This window comes from Stutzerimonas sp. (assembly GCF_982611455.1).
Map to the genome: position 1 here is coordinate 58555 of NZ_CEXBBO010000020.1, position 15230 is coordinate 73784.

Here is a 15230-nt window from a genome sequence, read left to right on the forward strand (position 1 = left end):
GCGAATCGAGGCTGAGATGTCGGATCCGACGTTCTGGTTGGTGTTTTTCTCGGCCGCGCTGGCGCTGAATCTCTCGCCTGGGCCCGATCTGCTGTTCGTTCTGTCGCGCACGTTGTCCGGCGGGCGACGTGTCGGCGTGGCCTCGGCGTGCGGTGTATGCAGCGGCGCGCTGGTCCATGTGGCGGCGGCTGCGTTGGGTATATCGGCGATTCTGGCGACTTCGGCGCTGGCATTTGCAGTGGTCAAGTATGTCGGCGCGGTCTATCTCCTCTACCTTGGCATTCAAGCGTTACGCTCTGCCGGAGCCGGCATGCAGCTCGACGCCAGGACAGTGCCGCGGACAACGGCCTGGCAGGCCTATCGCCAAGGGATTCTGGTGGACATTCTCAATCCGAAGGCGGCGATCTTCTTCATGGCATTCCTACCGCAATTCGTGCGCCCGGATGAGGGAGCGGTCGCGTTACAACTGCTGATGCTGGGTGTGCTGGTGGTTCTGGTCGCGATCGTCGTCGAGTGTGGCCTGGTGCTGCTGGCGGCTCGAGCAAGCTCTGCGTTACGTGCCAATCGCCGCTTGAGTCAATGGCTCGATAGTGTTCTCGGTTCGGTGTTGATTGGTCTAGGCATTCGTCTCGGCCTCGCCGAACGCGCTTAGTGGCCTGTTCCCGTTTCGCTCGCGGCGAAACGGCGACGGGTCCTATGTGGGAACGTCGGGCGCCGTGTCGGTCTGAACTCTATGCGGTGCGCTTTTTCGACGGTGCATGCCGCGGCAACCGGAAGGAGTTTTCATGTCCCTGTATAGCAAGAACACCACATCCAACCTGATTCCGTGCTTGCGCTATCGCGACGTACCCGCGGCGCTTGAATGGCTGTGTCGAGTGTTCGATTTCGAGCAGCAGCGTGTGGTCGAGGACGCGCAGGTCGGCGTCATCCACGCCCAGCTCAGCTTCGGCAGTGGCATGCTGATGCTGGGCCCGGTGGCCGATTCGGAATACGGGCGCCAGGTCCGGCAGCCCGACGAAGTCGGCGGCGTCTCCACGCAAAGCATCTACGTCATCGTCAATAGCGCCGATGCCCTCTATACCAAAGCCAAGGCGGCCGGCGCCGAGGTTGTCATCGAGTTGAAGGATGAGGATTACGGCGGCCGTGGTTTCAGCTGTCGCGATCTGGAAGGGCATTTATGGAGCTTCGGCACCTACGATCCCTGGGCCGAGCCGCTAGCGGAGCAGAATGCACCGCAGGAGAATGGCTGATGCGTACCCTGAAGCTGGCCGATGGCAGCGCGGTACCGGTGATTGGTCAGGGCACTTGGCATATGGGGGAGGACCCTGCCGAACGCCATAATGAGGTTGCCGCGTTGCGCCTTGGCATCGAGCTGGGCATGACGCTCATCGATACCGCTGAGATGTACGGCGAGGGCGGAGCGGAAGAAGTGGTTGGCGAGGCGATTCGCAATCGCCGTGATCGAATCTTTCTGGTCAGCAAGGTCTACCCGCACAACGCCAGCCGCAAGGGCGTACCTGAAGCCTGCGAGCGCAGTCTGCGGCGTCTGGGCATCGAATGTATCGATCTGTACCTGTTGCACTGGCGCGGCCAGTATCCCTTGGCGGAAACCGTCGAAGCCTTCGAGCGGCTCAAGGAGCAGGGCAAGATCCGCCGCTGGGGTGTGTCGAACTTCGATCTGGATGACATGCGCGAGCTGAATGCGTCCGCATGCGCGACCAATCAGGTGCTCTACAACCCCGGCGAACGCGGTATTGAATTCGATCTGTTGCCCTGGTGCGAGGCGCAGGGCATGCCGATCATGGCTTACTGTCCGCTGGGGCAGGGCGGCGATTTGCTGCGCCATCCGGCCGTCGTCAATGTGGCGCGCCGACACGGGGCGCAGCCCGCTCAGGTGGCGCTGGCCTGGGCCTTGCGCCAACCCAACGTATTGGTAATACCGAAATCGGCGAGCCCGACCCACCTGCGTGCCAACGCATCCGCCGCAGAGCTGAAGCTGACGGCAGAGGAATTGAGCATTCTCGACGACGCCTTCCCGCCGCCAGCTCGCCGGCAACCATTGCAAATGGTGTGAGGAACCGTCCTTCGGTTGGTGGGGAATGTTTGCCCCGCCGAGGCTGTCAGCATGAACGACAGCGAACCTGGAGGAGTGAGCATGAGTGGAACCAAACTTGAAGGCGCGGTGGTGGTCATCACCGGCGCATCCAGCGGTATAGGCCGCGCCACGGCACAGGCTTTCGCACGCCAGCGAGCCCGTGTGGTCTTGGCCGCACGCGACGACGAAGCCTTGCAGGAGACCGCTGAGGAATGCCGAGCGCTCGGCGCCGAGGCATTGGTGGTGCCGACCGACATGACCCTCAGCGACTCCGTGGAGCAACTGGCCAATGCCGCCGCCGAATTCGGTCAGGGCCGCATCGATGTCTGGATCAATAATGCGGGCGTTGGCGCGGTCGGGGCTTTCGACGAGACGCCCTTGGATGCGCACGAGCAGGTGGTACAAACCGACCTGATCGGCTATCTGCGCGGCGCGCATGTGGTGTTGCCTTACTTCAAACAGCAAAACGGCGGCGTGCTGATCAATACCCTGTCTGTCGGCAGCTGGGTGCCGCAGCCATTTGCTGTGGCTTATTCGGCCAGCAAGTTCGGCCTGCGCGGTTTTTCCCATGCATTGCGCGGTGAGCTCGCACAGTGGCCTGGAATTCACGTATGCGATGTGTATCCGTCAGTGGTCGATACGCCCGGGTTCCGTGATGGCGGCAACTATGCCGGGCGCTCGCTGCGGCCACCGCCACCGCTCTGCGACCCCCGCCAGGTGGCGGATGCGATGGTCAGCCTGGCGTTGCATCCTCGGCACACCACCTCGGTGGGCCTGACAGCGACCTTGCTGCGCTTTGCGCACTTCATCACGCCGGGTTTCGATCAGTTGTCGGGGCTGTTTACCGGTGCCGCGCTGCGTCGCGCCGAACGGGTGGCGCCTTCTTCAGGCAATTTGTTCCACCCGGCGCTGGGTCAGCGGCGCATCGATGGCGGTTGGCGCCACGACAATCACCAGCAGCGCACCTGGCTGCTGGCAGGTGGTATCGCGGCGGGCATGGTCGGCTTGTTGCTATGTTGTCGTAAAAGGTAATTCGATCGGCCAGAAGCCAGTAGAGTCGGTAGCTGTCACGCCGCCAATCGGCATGGCGGCTTTTAGCGAGATGCTGGCAGACAGTCGAGCGAGCCCAGATCGTTACGCATTTCTTCCAGTCGCTCGTCGATATGGCGCCGCTGGCCGGCGTCGGACATCGCGTAGAGATCGCTGACCAGATCGATCGTCGCCTGTTCGGTGCTGGCGAAGGCGGCTCGGTAGTCGTCCGTCCAGAAGGATTCGCGATCCTGCAGCAGCCGCGCAATGCGTTCTTCGAAACCTGCCTCGTGACGCTGGGCAATGGCGTCGCTTAGCGCTTGCTGCCAGTGCACCCGATTGCCCAGCCAGAGCCGATTCTGCTCCCCGAGCGTGTGCGCCCATTCGAGGATACGCTGCCGCTGGGGCTCGCTGGTGCTGCCCATCCAGTGCTCGACCCGCTCGTGCATGCGCTCGGATCGTTCGATGATCTGTTGTGCCAATGGCGGTTCCAGGTATTTCTCTTCGCGCTCGCGGCGATCCTCATCGAATGACTCATTGAGCTCGCGTACTTGCCTGTCATCCAAATCGCGCAGTAGCTGTGCAGTGGTTGGAGTTATTTCCACCGCGATAGTCTGAATCGCCTGCTTCGCGTACTGATAGTGAGCGCGCAGTGCGGTCTCATCGAGTTGGTTCTGACGGACTTGGATCTGTAGGTGTTCGATGGCGTTCAGGTAATCAGGCAACTGTGTGCGGCAATGCCAGTTCAAGTGCCCGCGTAGCTGCTCGCGGAATCGCTTCTGCTGGTCGCGATTCATATCCAGATAATCGTTCAGCGACCAGGGAATCAGCAGGTCCAGGTTGCGATAGGCGAGGTTCATTCGACTGCAGCCGGCCAGTGCCGCTGTGACGATCATCAGTAACAGCAATGCCTTGCAGCCAAGCGCCTGACGGATCTGCATCGGAACCCTCGTCTTCACATTCGCCGAAACGGATTTGTCGCCTGTTCAGTAGAACAGCAGGCGCCGTGGCAGTTCGAGGCGAAACAGCAACGGCTTGTTTCGGCGAGAAAACCGCCGGCGGAGAGGGGATGAGGAGGGCCCCAAGGTAACGCAGACACCTACCCCGCGGAGATAAGTATTACCGGCACTGAGTCGGGCAAGGAGCGATGCGCTCTGGCAACGGCGGTGGCGGCTCGACGAGCTGGGAAACCAGCTCCAGGGCCTTGTCGAAGGAAGGGTAGCCGCTCTGCGCAACGTCCAGTTCGGCGTAGGCCTGGCGATATTCATCGGCCTTGTCCGTGTCCCGCTCTGCCACCAAATACGGCTCTTGGTAAATCTTGTAGAGCAGCGCTACGGCATGCGGGTGGCCTTTTTTCTTGGCTTGCTCCAGCAATCGCAGCACTTCTGGTTGCTGCGGACCCTGACGGATCAACAGCAGCGCCTGATAGAACTCGGTTTCGCCACGCTCATCCAGGCGGGCGCTGCGATCGAGCAGTGCATGGGCGAGTTCGTAGCCGTCTTCGTCGCCAACGGAAATGAGGATCTTCGCCTGCAACAGGTCGTTCTGGTAGAGCAGCCGCTCCGCGCGGCAAGCGCTGCCGGGTTGATCGCATGACTGTGAGGCGCAGCCGCCCAAGGCCATGAACAATCCGATCACCAATGCGTTCTTCATCGCTGCCTTGTTCTCTTGATTATTTATAGGTGTCAGCGCGACTTCTGACCTGCGCGTTGCGTTTCTGTTCAGCCCATGCTTCATGGCTCGGTAGCGATAGGCTTGAGACCATAGTGGAACAGGAGGATTTGCCACTCCGGGTTGTCCGGGAGGGATTCGAGGAATCTGTCGAGGTAATCGGTAACGGCCGACCCAAGCGTGTCGGTAAACAGCAAGTGCCGTGCGAACTGATACAAGGGAGCTGCTGAAATATACAGCTCGCCCAGATTCTGCTCCTTGCGGTAATAAAGCAGGGTAGAGCGTGGAATCAGTAACGTGTGAATGCGGCCGGAGAGCAGCTTCTCGATATTCTGCAGATCATTTTGGACATTCTGGCGCTTGATCGCGCCGCTCGCGATATCCGCTTCGAGTCCCTGATAGCGATGGCCGAGCACGCCACCCAGGACCAGGCCGTGCAGCGATTCGGGCCCTTGATATTCAAAGGGAGCGTCGGGTAACGAGACGAAATCCTGCTGATCGATCAACAGCGGCTCCGACCACTTGGCATTTGCCGTCTGCGCGGCAGCTCCACCAGCTCGAAGCGAAAACGGTCGCGGTTTGCCGGATCGCGATTGAGCAGTTCGACGAACGCATGCGAGAGACCCTGGGCACTGTCGAGAACGAAAGGAGGCGAAAAGTGATAGGTCCATACCTCGACTCGTTGCTGCGCTGTGCAGATCAGAGGCAATAGAACGAGCACAAGCACCAGAGCGAGTCTCTGCATGGCGCACCTATCGGCGGGTGGCGAAACGGCCGGCCCAGGGCTTGGCGATGCTGCCGGCGGATGGCTCTGTCTGTTCGACAATGAACAAGCATAGTCGACCGACTGCTTGGCGCGAGCAGCCAGACAGGTTCGTTTTTTGCCGAGCGGTGTTTCGTCTAAACCTAGAAGCGTTCGTGCTCGCCGAGAAAGCGCCACTCGCCGACCGGCAGCTTGGCCATCGACAGACGCCCGATACGGATGCGCTTGCAGCTGAGCATCTCCAAGCCTATGGCTTCGCAAAGCTGGCGTAGATCGCCGGCTTGGGGTGCCTTGATAACGATGCGCAGACGAGTTTCGTTCTGCCAGCTGGCCTTGGCTTTAGGCAAGACTCTGCCGCGGTGCCCGATACCTTTGGCCAGTAATGCCAGACCGCCTTCCTCGGGCTCACCAGCGACTTCCACGATGTACTCTTGCTCGAGCTTGTCGCGCGCGTCGGCGAGCTTGCGGATCACCTCGCGCTGCTGGCTGAACACCACCAACCCGCTCGCATCCGGCTCCAGCGGCAGCAGCGCAGTCTGGCGCGCGTGGTGCCGCTCGCGGGGCGTGAGGCGAGCATCACCGCTAGTCCAGTGAATCGCCCTGGCGAGCTGTAGCTGAGCTTCGGTTGGGTCTGCGGCGGTGGGCTGGCCGGCTGGCTTGTGCAGCAACAATGTGACCGGCAGCACTTCGGTCGCGGTAGCGCCTGGCAGCAACTCGATTCGCTGGTTGTCGACCTTGAAATAAGGGGCTTCGATGATTTGCCCGTCGACACTGACCCAGCCACCTTCGATATACAGCTCGGCTTCGCGCCGGGAACAGCCGAGCTGTTCGGCAAGGCGTTTGGACAAGCGTATCGGGTCGGTCATGGAGATCTCGGATGTCGCGGGAGGGGAAACCTGGCGAGCCACTGCGGTACGGCAATGACAGCGGAAGCTCGCTTATCGGTTAGGTGTTGCGGATTACTTCTGGCTACTTATTTTTTGCTGATGGTGATCTGCCGTGACGGGCCTTGAGTCTGGCCGCTGACCCCGTTAGGAATCTTCTGGACTTCGCCACCGGCCTTCAGAAAGGCAGCCATCTGAGCGGCGAGGGACTGGCTGGTTTCGCTGGCGGGTTCTGGTTTGCGTTTGGCGGATGTGGTCTTGGAGGCCATCGTCATCTGGATCCTTTGGTCAGTCGAACCGGACATTATACAGATCTGGCTAGTTTTTGTTCGAATTTTCCGCAGGCGGTAGTTTGCGGAAGTGTTTTTGTTCGTCCATGGTTTCAATAAGCGCTTAACAGTTCCGCTCCGGAACCCGATGACAATCCCTTTTATAGATACCGAAGGCGCTCGCCCGGAAATCTGGTCCTATGGTCATCGTAATCAGCAGGGTGCCGCGCTCAACCCTTGGAGCGGCGGGCTCTGGACGACCGGCAAATTGTTACGGGTTGGTCTGGACGCGAGGTAACAGGCCGAAAAGGTATCGGCAACACAGGTAATTTTTACCGGCCTGCTAAATGCAGCGCATCGATTTGCTCCAGGTAGGGAGCATTCCCGCCGACAGCCGGTCAACTGCAATACCGGCCGACTTTCAAGATCGCCGGCGCCATCTTGGTGCTGCAAGAGATGTTCGCTACGAGCTCGTTTCGCCATCTCCGAAGCCTGACAACACGCAAAGGAGGAGATAGTGGCGGTCGTCATCAGTGCAGTCCTGTACATCATCATCGGCTTGGCGCTTGCAGTCGGCGGATGGAAAGTCATCGATCTTGGCGGTACCTGGTATTTTGCGGTCCTTGCGGTGGGCTTCCTGCTGACCGGCGCGCTGCTGTCGGCCAAGCGCCGCGCCGCGCTCTGGGTTTATGCACTGGTTATGCTCGGCACACTGGGTTGGGCGATCTATGAGGTGGGCTTCGACTGGTGGCAACTGGCGCCGCGCGGCAGCATCATCGCTCCGCTGGGGCTGTGGTTGCTCACTCCGTGGATCGCCCAACGACTGGGTTGGCAGCATTTCGGCGCTCGCGCCTGGGGCGGTAGTGCGATCCCACTGATGATCGCAGTGGCGCTTTGGGGCGCAACCGCTTTACACGCGATCACCACCGACAGCGACGACATCAAGGGCATGTTGCCGCAACCCCTGGCCGCCGCGCCTGCCGCCCAGGTGAATACCGCTGACAATGTGCCGGACGGCGAGTGGCACGCCTATGGCCGTACCCAGCATGGCACCCGATATTCGCCCTTAACGCAGATCACACCGAGCAACGTCGATCGTTTGGAGGAGGTCTGGCACTACCACACCGGAGACCTGCGCCGTCCCGACGATCCCAACGAAACCACCTACGAAGTCGCGCCGCTGAAGGTCGATGACAGCCTCTACATCTGCACGCCGCACAACTTCGTCATAGCGCTTAATGCCGAGACGGGCGAGGAGCGTTGGCGTTTCGATCCGCAAGTTCCGGATTCGACCAACCGGCAGCATTTGACTTGCCGTGGCCTCTCATATCACGCCAGCGAAACGCCTACAGGCGAGTCCTGCCAGCAGCGGCTGTTCATGCCTACGGCCGACGCACGGCTGATCGCGTTGGATGCCAAAACCGGTCAGGTCTGCCCCGCATTCGGCAGCAATGGTGCGGTAAATCTCTGGGCGAACATGCCGCATGTGAAGGAGGGCTTCTATTACTCCACATCGCCGCCGGTGGTCGCCAACGATCTGGTTATCGTCGGCGGTGCGGTTAACGACAACGTCTCGACCAACGAGCCCTCCGGTGTGATTCGCGCCTATGACGTGATGACCGGAGAGCTGAAGTGGAACTGGGATCCCGGCAACCCTGAGCAGACCGAGCCGATCGCCGAGGGCGAAACCTACAGCGAGAGCACACCGAACAGCTGGAGCATTTCCAGCGCTGACGAAGAGTTGGGGCTGATTTACGTGCCGCTGGGCAATCAGGTGCCCGATCAGTGGGGCGGCAATCGCAGCGAGAACAGCGAGCGTTTTTCATCGTCCATCGTTGCGCTCGATCTCGATACCGGCGAGCTGCGCTGGGTATTCCAGACGGTGCATCACGATCTCTGGGATATGGATGTGCCGGCGCAGCCGAGCCTGGTCGACATCGACACGGAAAATGGGCCGGTGCCGGCGCTAGTCGCCCCGACCAAACAGGGAGACATCTATGTGCTGGACCGTCGGACCGGCAAGCCGATCCTGCCGGTCCGTGAAGTACCGGCGCCGCAGGGTGCTGCCGAAGGCGATTGGGCGGCACCTACCCAGCCGGCCTCGGCGCTGTCCTACGAGCCGCCAATTCTGCAGGGCAAGGATCTTTGGGGCGCGACGTTCATCGACCAGATGATGTGTCACATCCAGTTTCACTCGCTGCGCTATGAGGGCCGTTATACGCCGCCATCCACACAGGGTTCGCTCATTCATCCGGGCAATTTCGGCGTGTTCAACTGGGGCGGGGTTGCGGTCGATCCGGTGAGACAGATGGTGTTCAGCACGCCGGCCTACCTGCCGTTCACGTCGACGCTGATTCCTCGCGAAAATGACCAGGAGACCTATGTTTCCAATAGCGAGCCGTATCTCAACGAGAATTTCGGCGCGCCCTTTGCGGTCGAGTTGAAACCCTTCGTCTCGCCAATCGGCCTGCCCTGTATCGCGCCGCCGTGGGGCTATGTGGCTGGCGCCGATCTTCGTACCGGCAAGACCCACTGGATGCGTAAGAACGGCACCGTGCGAGACCGCGCACCGTTACCTCTACCATTCAAAATGGGCGTTCCGAGCCTCGGTGGGCCAATGCTTACGGCCGGTGGCGTGGCTTTTCTCAGCGGCACGCTGGACTACTACCTGCGCGCCTATGACGTCACCACAGGCAAGCAGTTGAGCGAATGGCGGCTACCAGCCGGTGGCCAATCCACGCCCATGACCTACCTGAGTCGCTCGGGGCGGCAGATGGTAGTCGTGGTTGCGGGCGGCCACGGCTCCCTTGGGACCAAGGCTGGTGACTCGGTCATCGCTTATGCTTTGCCGCAATAGCGGCTACCCGAGCGGGCCAGAGCATGATTGCGTCTGGCCTGCTCGATAACGATATATATATGTGTGATTCGGCCGGCGGCGTTGGCGCGCTCGCGTTCTATGGGCCTGCTAGAATCGCCGCCTTCGACCCACAGGACTCGTCACATGGCCGCAATCGGGCGCTTCAACAGCCTGCAGATCGTCAAGCACACCGGTTTCGGCCTCTATCTCGATGGCGGTCCGGATGGCGAGATTCTTCTGCCCAATCGCTATATTCCGAAGAACGTGCCCACCGAAGTCGAGGACTGGCTGAACGTTTTCATCTACCTCGACAGCGAAGACAAGCTCATCGCGACGACCGAGAAACCCAAGGTTCAGGTTGGCGAGTTCGCCAGCCTCAAGGTCGCTGAGATCAATCGGATCGGACTCTTCCTCGACTGGGGCCTGCCCAAGGACCTTTTACTGCCGCATTCCGAAGAGAAGCGCCCGCTGAACGAGGGCGACTATTGCGTCGTCCACGTCTACCTCGATAAGCACACCCGACGCATCACCGCCACCGCGCGGCTGGACCGCTACCTCGACAAAACCCCGCCGCGCTACAAGGTCGGCGAGGCGGTGGATCTGCTGGTAGTGGAGCCGACCGAACTGGGTTACAAGGCGATCATCAACGGCAAGCATTGGGGGCTGATCCACAAGAACGAGGCGTTCAAGTTCCTACGCGGCGGCATTCGCGAGAAGGGCTACATCAAGGAAATCCGTGCCGATGGCAAGATCAGCCTGAGCCTTCAGCCGGTGGGCAGTGAGGCCAGCGATACCTTGCAGGCATTGATTCTGCAGAAGCTACAGGAAAACCAGGGCAGTCTTCCGGTCAGCGACAAGACGGCGGCCGGCGAGATCGCGCGGCTGTTCGGTGTCAGCAAAGGCAACTTCAAGAAGGCCATCGGCGGTCTTTACAAGCAAGGCCGAATCGTAATTCATCCGGATCGGATCGAACGCACCTGATCCTGCCCAAGCGGGAGCCAGGCCTGACTCCCGCTTCATTCTCGTCTTGCGCCTGCTCCTATCGCACCAGCGCGGTACGGCTTCTTCGTCTGCTAGCAATCAAGCGGACCCCTCTAGACCGGTACCTGCGTGCCGCTTTGGCGGCATTTCGGTCAACTTTCGTCCGTCAAGACGCCAAGACGTTACCACTCATCATTTTCCAAGTACTACCGGACGTAACGACGCGGAACTCCCGCCGATCGGGCCGTGTCCAGAAAGGGCGCCTGATTCCCTGGCGTTCCGCGAGGTCAGATTGCACGTCGCTCGCCGGATGTTTAGTGGGCAACGGATGTTGCTCTCGAGCATTTTCAATCGCGAGCAACAAGTTCAAGTACGTCTGACGAAGTTCAGACCGTCCGGCAAGACACGATCTTGCCTCTCTAATAACAAACACCCGACCATTTTTCGTTTCGCCTGCCGTTCGATCTGCTGATCAGAGCTGCATGCGGCTTTGTTGTCGATGGCTGGTTGCTAACAGATTTCCCGCTACAGGGAGCCCATCCCTGGGGCGGTAGCGTGCCAACACCGTCGTCGAACAACCCCGTCCGGAGCCGCGATCTTTGATAGCAAACGCAGGCCATTCATCGATTCTGCAACTGTCGCGGATATTTGCGGTCTGTTTCGTGTCTATGCCTCCTCAGAGAAGCCAGGCGTCGCGGCGAGATCGAGGCATGAACAAAAATTTATCTCCGAGAAGGGATTCCATATGAGGAACATCACGCTTCCAGGTGTATCGCTACTGTGCCTTGCAGCTACCAATAGCTGGGCCGCTAACGATCCCCAGGATATTCGCATTGGTGGTTACGAGTTCACCCCGACGCTGGTCGTGCGTGAGAGCTATGACGATAACTATCGCGGACTGGCAGATAACGAACGGGCGTCCTGGGTAACTGGAATCAACCCGACCTTCTTGCTTGGGACGGGCAATCGCAACAGCGAGTACGAACTCGAGTATTCCTTCAACAGCGATATTTTTCATTCGGATTCCGAAGCCAGTAACACCGACCACCATCTCAATCTAAGAAGCGTCATGGAATTCACCTCACGCCATCGTTTGAGCTGGGGGCTGGCCTACCACCGCGTAGAGGAGACGGCCGACACCGAGCAAGCTATTGAAAACGACAAGTACAGCCGGACCATCGCTCGCGCCGCTTATCGTTTCGGTGCACAGAGCGCACAAAATCAGCTCGAGTTCGGCACTAATTACGAACAGCGCCGCTACTACAACAGCGGCAACATCAACGCGTCCGAAGAACGCAACAGCCTCATGTTCAACTCAGTCTGGTTCCATCGTCTGGGTTCCAAGACGCGCTCGCTCATTGAGATACGCCATACCGATCACGACTACAAGCTAAGCAGTGCGCTGCGTGACAGCACCAACGTGGCGTTGCTTGGCGGTGCGACCTGGGATGCCGGCGCGAAGACCTCCGGCATGTTCAAGCTTGGCGCCGAGCGCAAGGACTTCGATAGCGATCAGCGTGAAGACTCCACCAGCCCCATGTGGGAAATAGGCGTCACCTATAAACCCCGTAGTTACTCGGCGTTCACGCTCAATTCCCGTCGCGCCTTCGACGAGGGTGACAACGGTGCCAGCACCATTAATGACTGGACGACGCTCGCCACCTGGGATCACGAGTGGACCTCGCGTGTATCGACCGAGCTGCTCTACCGCTTTTCCGATCGCGAGTACAAAGGTATCAATCGAGACGATGAGCGCAGCGGCTACGGTGCCGGCGTGACCTGGTCGCCAGACCGCTGGGCCGACGTGACCCTGTCATATCTCAGAACGGAAAACGACTCCAGCCTGAGCTCGAGGACCTACGACCGAAACGTTTACTTGCTGAGTTTCGACCTGAGCCTTTGAGGCCGGGTAGGACGTAATCAGTGCCTAAGGAGAAGCCGACCATGTTCATGCCGAACACCTTCAAATACTTATCCCTGCTGTTGCTGCTGGCTTTCAGTGCCGGAGCCAGTGCCGCCCAATATCAGCTGGGCTCGGGCGATGTAATCAGCGTCAGCGTTCATGGCGAGCCTGATCTGACCTTCGAGGAAATCCGCCTGACCGACGCCGGCACCTTCACCTTTCCCTTTATCGGTGAGGTGGACGCCGACGGCAAAACGTCCGGTGAAGTGCGCAATTTGCTAGTGGAAAAGCTCAAGGATGGTTACCTGATCGACCCCCGCGTATCGGTGTCGGTGGTCAGTTACCGCGAGTTCTACATTGCCGGTGAGGTCAAGCTGCCTGGTGGTTATCCCTATCAGCCCGGGCTCACTCTGGACCGGGCGATCGCCTTGGCTGGCGGCCTGACCGAGCGTGCTTCGACCAAGCGCATGACCATTGTGCGGGGCTCCGAAGGTAGCCGCGCCGAAGAGAACGCCACCATGAATACCCGGGTCCGCCCTGGCGATACGATCAACATCGACGAAGGATTCTTCTGATGAACAGCCCAGTCCGCCCGGACCGACCATGGCAGCGCCCAGCCGGCACAGTCGATAGCGACTTCATTGATATGAAAAAAATCTGGCATGCGATCTGGTCGCGCAAGTGGGGCATCGCCCTGCTGGTAGGGATCGTCGCCGTGCTGATGGTCATCCTGGTGTCGCGAATGACACCGATCTATAAAGCCGTCGCATCGGTGCTGATCGAGACGAAGGGCACACCGGTATTGTCGTTCCAGCCTGCAAGCGATTCTCCCGTCGAGCTCAGCGAATACCTGCAGACCCAGCTCAGCCTGATGCAGAGCCGTGGTGTCGCGGAGCGTGTGGTGCGTGACCTGAATCTGACCGAACACCCCGAGTTCGATCCGCGCCAACAGCCCGGCCCGCTGATCGACTTCGCTGGCATCGTCGATGCGTTGACCGGTGAGGAGCCCGAGCCGCTGACCGAAGCGCAAATCATGGATTACGCTACTCAGGTGTTCATGGAGCGTACATCCGTCTGGGTCGAGGGCAAGAGCCAGCTGGTCTATCTGGCGGTTTCCATGGCTGATCGCCTGACCGCTGCGCAAGCCACCAACCAACTGGCCCAGGCTTACATCGAGGCTCAGCTGGAGGCCAAGGTCGACATGTCGATGACTGCCGCCAGCTGGATGAATGAGCGTCTGGTCTCCCTGCGCGAAAATCTGCAGGCTTCCGAAGACCGCTTCCAGGCCTACCTGGACGCCGAAGGACTGGTCGATCTGGATGGCGTCGGCACCATCAGCGCCAACGAGCTATCGCTTACCGGCGACCGGATGATCGATGCCCGCCGCGCGCGTGCCGAGGCCGAAAGCCAGTACCGTCAGGTCGAGTCGATGCGCAGCCAGGGCTGGGAGCGTCTCGCCAGCGTGCCGGCCGTGCTCGGTCATCCGCTGATCCAGCAGTTCAAGGCCGATCAGGCACATGCCCGCTCGCGCGTCGAAGATCTCTCGCGTCGCTATGGCGATCGTCACCCTGGAATGGTTTCCGCGCGTTCCGACCTGAATGCGGCAACCGCCAGTCTGCGCCAGCAGGTCGAGCAGGTAGTGGCCAGCATCGAGCGCAACTATCAACTGGCCGTGGCCAACGAAAACTCGCTACGCGCCTCGTTCGACGAGAACAAGGACCGCATCCAGGAAATCTCCCGCAAGGAATTCAAGGTGCGCGATCTGCAGCGCCAGGTCGAAAGCGACCGCGCGCTGTACGACACCTTCATGACCCGTCTGCAAGAAACCACCGCGACTTCGGACCTGAGCTCCACCAATGCCCGTGTGGTCGACCCGGCCATTCCGCCGGCTGAGCCCAGCGCGCCGAACACCAAGTTGATCCTGGTGGTGGCCTTGTTCCTGGCGTTGGTACTCGGCATTGCGCAGGCGATCATCCGCGAAATTCTCGACAACACTTTCAAGAGTTCCGAAGAAGTCGAGACCAAGCTGAATCTGCCGGTGATGGGTATCGTCCCGCAGGTGCCGCGCAAGTTGCGCAAGGAAGTCAGCCATCTGTTCGAGCGTAGCGGGGACAAACGCTTCTGCGAAGCCGTGCGGACCATTCGCACCAACCTGCTGCTGAGCGAAGCCAATCAGCCGCGACAGGTACTGGTGATCACCTCCACCGCGCCGGGTGAGGGCAAGAGTTCGGTTTCGGCCAACCTCGCGTTCGCCATGGGCCAACTGCACCGCGTCTTGCTGATTGACGCCGATCTACGCCGCGCGACGCTGGACACGACATTCGATCTCAAGCCGGGCGCACCCGGGCTGGTGAACCTGATCGGTGGCAATGCCAAGCTCGAGGAATGCATCCAGGCGGTCGGCAACGTCGACATGATCCCCGCTGGTGCGGCGCCTTCCAACCCGCTGGAACTGCTGTCCTCGCCGCGTTTCGCCAAACTCCTCGAGGTACTCAAAGGCCGTTATGACCGCATCATCATCGACTCGCCGCCGAGCCAGGCGGTCAGCGATGCGGCCGTACTGTCGACCCTCGCCGACGCCGTGATCTACGTGGTCAAGTCCGACAGCACCTTGATCCCGCACGTACAGAAAGGTGTGAGCCAGTTGCAGAACAGCAGCGCGCCGGTTGCCGGCGTCGTGCTCAACTATGTCGATATCGAGAAAGCCAAGAAGAACGGTCAGTTCCGTGGCTACTATGACCATTACGGATACAGCGAGCAGACGGTCTAGTCCGCCTC

At 60.2% G+C, this 15230-nt stretch carries 15 protein-coding genes and 1 pseudogene; 10 read left to right on the top strand and 6 right to left on the bottom strand.

Features of this window, described 5'->3' with window-relative positions; genetic code table 11:
• Positions 1–16 precede the first annotated feature (16 nt).
• From AC2LD7_RS13440 to AC2LD7_RS13455, 4 genes are all read left to right on the top strand, one after another.
• The gene (locus AC2LD7_RS13440; protein WP_484598235.1) at positions 17–652 is read left to right on the top strand and encodes a LysE family translocator; all 636 of its coding nucleotides are present in this window, start codon (positions 17–19) and stop codon (positions 650–652) included.
• 133 nt (positions 653–785) lie between these two features.
• A complete protein-coding gene (locus AC2LD7_RS13445) occupies positions 786–1250 on the top strand; it encodes a VOC family protein (RefSeq protein ID WP_484598236.1) in 465 nt (154 codons plus the stop codon).
• On the top strand, positions 1250–2074 hold the full coding sequence (locus AC2LD7_RS13450) for an aldo/keto reductase (RefSeq protein ID WP_484598237.1): 825 nt from the start codon (positions 1250–1252) through the stop codon (positions 2072–2074). Before AC2LD7_RS13445 ends, AC2LD7_RS13450 begins: the two co-directional genes overlap by 1 nt.
• Positions 2075–2155: 81 nt before the next feature.
• Entirely contained in the window at positions 2156–3127 is a 972-nt protein-coding gene (locus AC2LD7_RS13455) for an SDR family oxidoreductase (protein WP_484598238.1), read from the top strand.
• A 62-nt stretch (positions 3128–3189) separates the two neighbouring features.
• Here AC2LD7_RS13455 and AC2LD7_RS13460 read toward each other — a convergent pair whose 3' ends face one another.
• The 6 genes from AC2LD7_RS13460 to AC2LD7_RS13485 form a co-directional block, all read right to left on the bottom strand.
• Positions 3190–4065 (bottom strand): DUF6279 family lipoprotein, encoded by an 876-nt coding sequence (locus AC2LD7_RS13460; protein ID WP_484598239.1) that lies wholly within the window; start codon positions 4063–4065, stop codon positions 3190–3192.
• A 178-nt stretch (positions 4066–4243) separates the two neighbouring features.
• The gene (locus AC2LD7_RS13465; RefSeq protein ID WP_484598240.1) at positions 4244–4777 is read right to left on the bottom strand and encodes a hypothetical protein; all 534 of its coding nucleotides are present in this window, start codon (positions 4775–4777) and stop codon (positions 4244–4246) included.
• 80 nt (positions 4778–4857) lie between these two features.
• Positions 4858–5301 carry a hypothetical protein gene (locus tag AC2LD7_RS13470; protein ID WP_484598241.1) on the bottom strand — a complete coding sequence of 148 codons (444 nt, stop codon included), beginning with the start codon at positions 5299–5301 and terminating at the stop codon, positions 4858–4860.
• On the bottom strand, positions 5298–5540 hold the full coding sequence (locus tag AC2LD7_RS13475; RefSeq protein WP_484598242.1) for a hypothetical protein: 243 nt from the start codon (positions 5538–5540) through the stop codon (positions 5298–5300). The genes AC2LD7_RS13470 and AC2LD7_RS13475 overlap by 4 nt, the downstream gene beginning before the upstream one ends.
• A 161-nt stretch (positions 5541–5701) precedes the next feature.
• Positions 5702–6424: an RNA pseudouridine synthase gene (locus AC2LD7_RS13480; protein WP_484598243.1), complete on the bottom strand. Its 723-nt coding sequence runs from the start codon at positions 6422–6424 to the stop codon at positions 5702–5704.
• A 107-nt stretch (positions 6425–6531) separates the two neighbouring features.
• Complete coding sequence (locus AC2LD7_RS13485; protein WP_025240851.1) at positions 6532–6711, bottom strand: hypothetical protein; 180 nt, start codon at positions 6709–6711, stop codon at positions 6532–6534.
• A gap of 175 nt (positions 6712–6886) precedes the next feature.
• Between AC2LD7_RS13485 and AC2LD7_RS13490 the strand changes: the two are divergent.
• From AC2LD7_RS13490 to AC2LD7_RS13515, 6 genes and pseudogenes are all read left to right on the top strand, one after another.
• Positions 6887–6970 (top strand): annotated as a pseudogene (locus AC2LD7_RS13490) (PQQ-dependent sugar dehydrogenase); the annotation flags it as partial.
• A 258-nt stretch (positions 6971–7228) separates the two neighbouring features.
• Positions 7229–9568, top strand: a complete 2340-nt coding sequence (locus AC2LD7_RS13495) for a glucose/quinate/shikimate family membrane-bound PQQ-dependent dehydrogenase (RefSeq protein WP_484598244.1) — start codon at positions 7229–7231, stop codon at positions 9566–9568.
• A gap of 144 nt (positions 9569–9712) precedes the next feature.
• The gene (locus tag AC2LD7_RS13500) at positions 9713–10549 is read left to right on the top strand and encodes a CvfB family protein (protein ID WP_484598245.1); all 837 of its coding nucleotides are present in this window, start codon (positions 9713–9715) and stop codon (positions 10547–10549) included.
• 745 nt (positions 10550–11294) lie between these two features.
• Complete coding sequence (locus AC2LD7_RS13505) at positions 11295–12452, top strand: outer membrane beta-barrel protein (RefSeq protein WP_197445627.1); 1158 nt, start codon at positions 11295–11297, stop codon at positions 12450–12452.
• A 41-nt stretch (positions 12453–12493) separates the two neighbouring features.
• Entirely contained in the window at positions 12494–13027 is a 534-nt protein-coding gene (locus AC2LD7_RS13510; protein WP_484598246.1) for a polysaccharide biosynthesis/export family protein, read from the top strand.
• Positions 13027–15222 (top strand): GumC family protein, encoded by a 2196-nt coding sequence (locus AC2LD7_RS13515; protein ID WP_484598247.1) that lies wholly within the window; start codon positions 13027–13029, stop codon positions 15220–15222. The genes AC2LD7_RS13510 and AC2LD7_RS13515 overlap by 1 nt, the downstream gene beginning before the upstream one ends.
• The last annotated feature ends 8 nt before the right edge of the window (positions 15223–15230 follow it).

Coding starts and splice junctions, on each gene's coding strand:
- AC2LD7_RS13475 (WP_484598242.1), bottom strand. CDS start 5,540: ATGCAGAGACTCGCTCTGGTGCTTGTGCTCGTTCTATTGCCTCTGATC.
- AC2LD7_RS13485 (WP_025240851.1), bottom strand. CDS start 6,711: ATGGCCTCCAAGACCACATCCGCCAAACGCAAACCAGAACCCGCCAGC.
- AC2LD7_RS13450 (WP_484598237.1), top strand. CDS start 1,250: ATGCGTACCCTGAAGCTGGCCGATGGCAGCGCGGTACCGGTGATTGGT.
- AC2LD7_RS13480 (WP_484598243.1), bottom strand. CDS start 6,424: ATGACCGACCCGATACGCTTGTCCAAACGCCTTGCCGAACAGCTCGGC.
- AC2LD7_RS13505 (WP_197445627.1), top strand. CDS start 11,295: ATGAGGAACATCACGCTTCCAGGTGTATCGCTACTGTGCCTTGCAGCT.
- AC2LD7_RS13445 (WP_484598236.1), top strand. CDS start 786: ATGTCCCTGTATAGCAAGAACACCACATCCAACCTGATTCCGTGCTTG.
- AC2LD7_RS13460 (WP_484598239.1), bottom strand. CDS start 4,065: ATGCAGATCCGTCAGGCGCTTGGCTGCAAGGCATTGCTGTTACTGATG.
- AC2LD7_RS13510 (WP_484598246.1), top strand. CDS start 12,494: ATGTTCATGCCGAACACCTTCAAATACTTATCCCTGCTGTTGCTGCTG.
- AC2LD7_RS13455 (WP_484598238.1), top strand. CDS start 2,156: ATGAGTGGAACCAAACTTGAAGGCGCGGTGGTGGTCATCACCGGCGCA.
- AC2LD7_RS13515 (WP_484598247.1), top strand. CDS start 13,027: ATGAACAGCCCAGTCCGCCCGGACCGACCATGGCAGCGCCCAGCCGGC.
- AC2LD7_RS13440 (WP_484598235.1), top strand. CDS start 17: ATGTCGGATCCGACGTTCTGGTTGGTGTTTTTCTCGGCCGCGCTGGCG.
- AC2LD7_RS13500 (WP_484598245.1), top strand. CDS start 9,713: ATGGCCGCAATCGGGCGCTTCAACAGCCTGCAGATCGTCAAGCACACC.
- AC2LD7_RS13465 (WP_484598240.1), bottom strand. CDS start 4,777: ATGAAGAACGCATTGGTGATCGGATTGTTCATGGCCTTGGGCGGCTGC.